This is a genomic window from Streptomyces albidochromogenes (assembly GCF_005981925.1).
Lineage (GTDB): Bacteria > Actinomycetota > Actinomycetes > Streptomycetales > Streptomycetaceae > Streptomyces > Streptomyces albidochromogenes.
In genome coordinates this window covers 1-4,387 of sequence record NZ_VBVX01000431.1, presented here as the reverse complement: position 1 = coordinate 4,387, position 4,387 = coordinate 1, and the positions used below count along the sequence as shown (strand labels likewise).

The window sequence follows — 4,387 nt, the reverse complement described above, 5'->3', positions numbered from 1 at the left end:
GCCCGGACCTCCTCACCACGTGCACGAGGGGCATACACAATGCGCACCCGAGGCACACAGGCGAGGTCGCGAGCTGCTCAACCGTGGTCCCACCGGCCAAGCGCGACGTCGCAGCGCCTCGAACAACAACCGCTCGCCCGACCACACCACCACCTCACCGTCGGAGGACCAGGCCGTGCGGCAGCTGCTCCGCGGCGCGTACAAGGCCGGGGAAGTGGCGCTGGAGAGTGAGCCGCACCGCGACTGCACCAGAGTCGGACCGCCTGGTCTACCCCGGCGCACTGGGCCCACGGCATCACCATGGGCGCGGTCCGCGGGGCACTCGCCCTGACCGGCCGGGCCCGGTGGCGACAGCCGCAGTGCACTACGCCGTCGTCTGGGGCGGGGATGTGATGCGCTACCGCAGCCTGGGCCGGCCGATGTGGTGGGCAAGCCTGTGTGGCTCTATCCGCCCGAACGGTGGAGTGACGAGCAGTTCAGGCTCGGTCCGCAGCATGACGTACTGCGAGATGCGATCAGCAGTGAACTGGACCGGCTGCACTCGGCGACCTGACAGTTGTGGGCCCGCCGACCGTCAGGTCGGCGGGCCCGGTGATCGGTGACGGTCAGCCGAAGGTCACTGCAGGCGTCTGAGCGGGACGATGTCGGTGACGCGGTTGGTGATCGTGGGGGGGGCGGTTTCCTGGGTGGCGAGCAGAGCGACGATCGTGAGGGGTTGGTCGCAGTGAGGACAGTTCCGGACGGCCGTCGGTGCCAGGGGGTCGATGGTTCCCGGGGCGGCCGGCTGCGGGACGGGCGGAAGGGCCCGAGGGTGTTTGCCGAGGCGTCGTGCTCGTTCTTCGTCGCGAGTACGGTTCCGTTGCCTTTCCGACTCGCGGCGGCAGTCGGGCGAGCTAGATCTGACGTAGTCGGGGGTTGGCGGTGAAGATGCCTTCGCAGACCGGGCAGGTGTGGGCAGCCAGACCGGCGGGAGCGCGTCGGTGGGCGGCGCTCTTGCAGCGGGGAGAGCAGTAGATCTGTCTCGGGCAGCGAAGCGGCGCCGTCGCCCTGGTCGGTGGAGCCCCGCGGCGAACAGTAAGGAACGGTCCGCCGGAGGGGGTACTGCCACTCCGCCCCCGCATCGCCTGGAGCCTGCCGATGACGCGCACCCCTGGCAGACCCTCGCCGGCTGCCCGGCGCCGCCTGGACCATGGGCGATCGTTTCTCCGGACAAGCCGCTTCCCTACCCGGGTGAGCTTCTGCTCGGCGCACTCCCGTTCCACTTCGCCGGTCGCTATCCACGTGATCACCGAGGACGGATCACGGCGGACGGTCTCCTGCGGCCGGAGCACACCGGCGCGCGCTCTGGAAGGAGCCGGCTCCCTCCCCACCTGACCCCGGCCCACGCCGGCAGGTACATCGCATCTGAGACCGGGCAGCGGGGACCACACGTGCGAACCAGCACTGGTGAACGCATACCCTGCCCGCAACACGGCGCGTGCCGATGCCGATGCTCCTCGCCGGACCGCCCGCATCGGGGAATGGCGTGCCGTCCCTGATTCGGCCATGTACTCATACTCGTCTCCAAGCCCGCCGGAGTGTGTGGGCCCCTGATGTGCTGGTCAATCGGTCTGCGCGAGCGCAGCGCTGCTGTTGGGATCGCAGCGCGCTGGGGGCTGGAGACGCCCGCGGTGACGTCAGTGATGTTGTGCAGCGGTCGACGGCGGTGCCGGAGATGATCTCCGCGACCAGCGGATCAAGGTGGTGTCCGGGACGTCATGGCTGCCCCACGTTAAGGCGAACCGCGGGCCCGTCCACGGAAGGCCAGGATCGGCCGGCGTCAGGCCCGCTGATCAGGAGGCTGCCTCGGGGCGCAGCGGGACTGTGCGGCCGATAACGAGCCCTCGGCCCGCAGCAGGGCGACGCTCGGATCGGTAACCGGTGCTGTTGATGCTCAGTTGAAGTCCCTGCGTTCCGAGGCCGGTCGGGCCATACGGAAGCCGATGATTCGCAGGCTGGCTGCTTCCCGGCCCTTCGGTCTCCGTGACGCTTTGGACGGTGTGGTACCTGGGTGAGAACTCTTCCCAGGTTTTCGTGGCATCCGCGCAGATCTTGAAATCTTCATATGCCGCGCATGTCTGGTCTTCCTCGACCGCCAGCAGGCCCCCCAAGGCGGTGATCAGGTGGGCGTAGTTGTCGTCGATCATGGCGGTCAGCTCTTCGTGGCTGAGCTCGTGTGCCGCGATTGCGTTCCACTCGCGGGAGTCTGACTCCTTGCCGAGTGAATACCGGTCGTTGACCAGCACCGTGTCGAGTTCCAGCCAGTGCATGTAATTATGGAGTTTGAGAGCGCCGAATTTCGCGGCCGGGAGCCCGTACAGGCACCACCGGACGTAGTGCACAGGCAAGATGCCCATGGTCACACTTTTCACCCTGCTGTAGAGGAGTTCACTGCGTTTGACCTTGCCTTGCAGCAAGTTTCCGGCAAGAAACTCCCGGAACACGTCCGTATACCCTTCATGGGCGTCGGGGGATTTCGCTCCTGATGCATTCATGGAACGCATGCACCACTGGATCTGCCCTGCTGTCGTCGAGCAGCCGCACCAGATCCAGCCGGTGACGATGGTCGTCGACGTAGAAAGTTACCAGCATGGCATGGTTCAGGCTGGCCAGCGTGCCGAAATCCCGCACCTTCGGGAAGGACATGACGGTCAGGTGCGACTGGTCCTTTACATGTTTCGGATTAAGGTGCCGCGTGACAGGAAACGTGCGGCAGTACCAACCGAAAAAAGTCTCAAGGAATTCCTGGTCCTTCGGCGCAATATAGCGCAGTGCGTCAGTGCCGGCCGTCGGCAGCACTTTCCCGAGCATCCTGCTGGCATGCCAGAACGCCGTGATCCATTGCGTGTGGGACTGCAGGTCATGGCCGGGGGCTCCGCCGACTTCCTTTCCGCCCGGTACCGCGTCTGTCATACCCGCGCTCCTCAATCGATCCGGACGCGACCCTCGGACGCGCCACCCCTGGAGCGAGCCTAGGGATCTTTCCGGCCGGAAGCCCCAACTGCCACTCCTTCGAGTGCTGAATCAGATTCGCGCGAAAAGGTCCCGCCCTCTGGTGTAGCTGCCGGGATCGGACAGCCGGACCATCCCAGCAAGCCCATGCGGCAGACGACGGAGCAGGCTTGGCGTGGGTACGGGTCTGCCAGCAAGCAGCCGTCGCCTGCAGGCGCCGAACCCGGCCCCGGTGGCCGGCCGCCCTCCGAAAGCAGCCTGGCCACCCGCTACCAGGTCAACGCGCACGCCGCAGGCGTTTGAAGCGCAGGTCTTTCCGTATCCCTTTCTAGGGCTGGCCTTGGGTCAGCGCGTCGCACGTGCCCGGCTCGGAGCATGCCCGTGAGGCAGGTACAGGGTGCGGTCGGGGGTCAGGATGACAGTGGCGTCGGTCAGGCCGTTCCAGGTGTGGCCGCGGCCGTTGTAGCGGGGGGTGAGGTAGGACCACTCGAGATTCCCGGCGATCATCGCCTCCAGCGCGTCCAGGTAGGCGATCAGGCCACCGTTCTGGCCTTCCAGGCCGGTACGCAGTGTGGTGGTGTGGTGGTCGATTTCGGTTTCGACGCGGTGGACCGTGGCGGCGATGCGGTCGACTGCTGCTTGGAGGTCGCCGCCGTTCTCGGCGAGCGCGAGCTGGATCTCGTTCATGGTGTCGCCGCTGTAGAGCTCCTTGCGGTAGGAGAAGACGTCGTTAACTCCGATCCAATGGCGTGCGACCAGCATGTTGAGGCGCCGAAGTTGGGGTAGTTCCTCCAGGCGGTCGCTCAGGTCGATACCGAGGCCGAATTCGAGGAGGGGGAAGCAGCACCCCCCGATCGAGCTGTTGCGGCACTTCTCGTAGGTGGGCAGATCCACCGCCGCGAGATCCCGGACGAGGTCACGTTCGGCGTGGCAGGCCTGCAAGAACTCGTGCAGGGTGCGCACGTAGCGTCGCCAGACCCCTTGCGGCATGAGGGGCCGGGTCTGGTCCCGCAGCTGCCCAAAGGCGTGGGTGAAGGCGGTGTCCACGGCGGGCCCTCTGCCGTCGATGACGGCAGCGAGTTGGTGGATGCCCAGCTGCCTGATCCGGGACGGCGGTGCCTGGGCGAAGACGTCGTCGATGGCGAAAAGGACGTCGATCCAGGCGCAGACCAGTTCAATGCGGTCGTCGCGGGCGGTGGCGTAGGTGAGCAGGTTCCACAGGCTGGTGCGGTGCTCCAGGAATGCCTCCAGCTCCTCCTGGCCCTCGAAGGCGTCGCGGAGGAGTGCGGCGAGGCGGGCTGTGCAGCGCTGTTCCAGAGGTTGCAGGCCGGGGCGGCGCCTGCAGGCGACGGCTGCTTGCTGGCAGACCCGTACCCACGCCAAGCCTGCTCCGTCG

At 66.7% G+C, this 4,387-nt stretch carries 3 protein-coding genes and 1 pseudogene; 1 reads left to right on the top strand and 3 read right to left on the bottom strand.

Annotation, left to right across the window (positions count from 1 at the left end; translation table 11 throughout):
* Window positions 1-412: 412 nt before the first annotated feature.
* A pseudogene (locus E2E34_RS36800) lies at window positions 413-553 on the top strand (diadenosine tetraphosphate hydrolase); the annotation flags it as partial.
* A gap of 1,279 nt (window positions 554-1,832) precedes the next feature.
* On the opposite strand, the gene E2E34_RS31790 reads toward E2E34_RS36800, so the two are convergent.
* From E2E34_RS31790 to E2E34_RS31780, 3 genes are all read right to left on the bottom strand, one after another.
* The gene (locus E2E34_RS31790; protein WP_138905313.1) at window positions 1,833-2,543 is read right to left on the bottom strand and encodes a hypothetical protein; all 711 of its coding nucleotides are present in this window, start codon (window positions 2,541-2,543) and stop codon (window positions 1,833-1,835) included.
* On the bottom strand, window positions 2,497-2,952 hold the full coding sequence (locus tag E2E34_RS31785; RefSeq protein ID WP_138905312.1) for a hypothetical protein: 456 nt from the start codon (window positions 2,950-2,952) through the stop codon (window positions 2,497-2,499). The genes E2E34_RS31790 and E2E34_RS31785 overlap by 47 nt, the downstream gene beginning before the upstream one ends.
* 384 nt (window positions 2,953-3,336) lie before the next feature.
* A partial coding sequence (locus tag E2E34_RS31780) for a terpene synthase family protein (protein WP_208765398.1) occupies window positions 3,337-4,387 on the bottom strand: 1,051 nt, incomplete at its 5' end.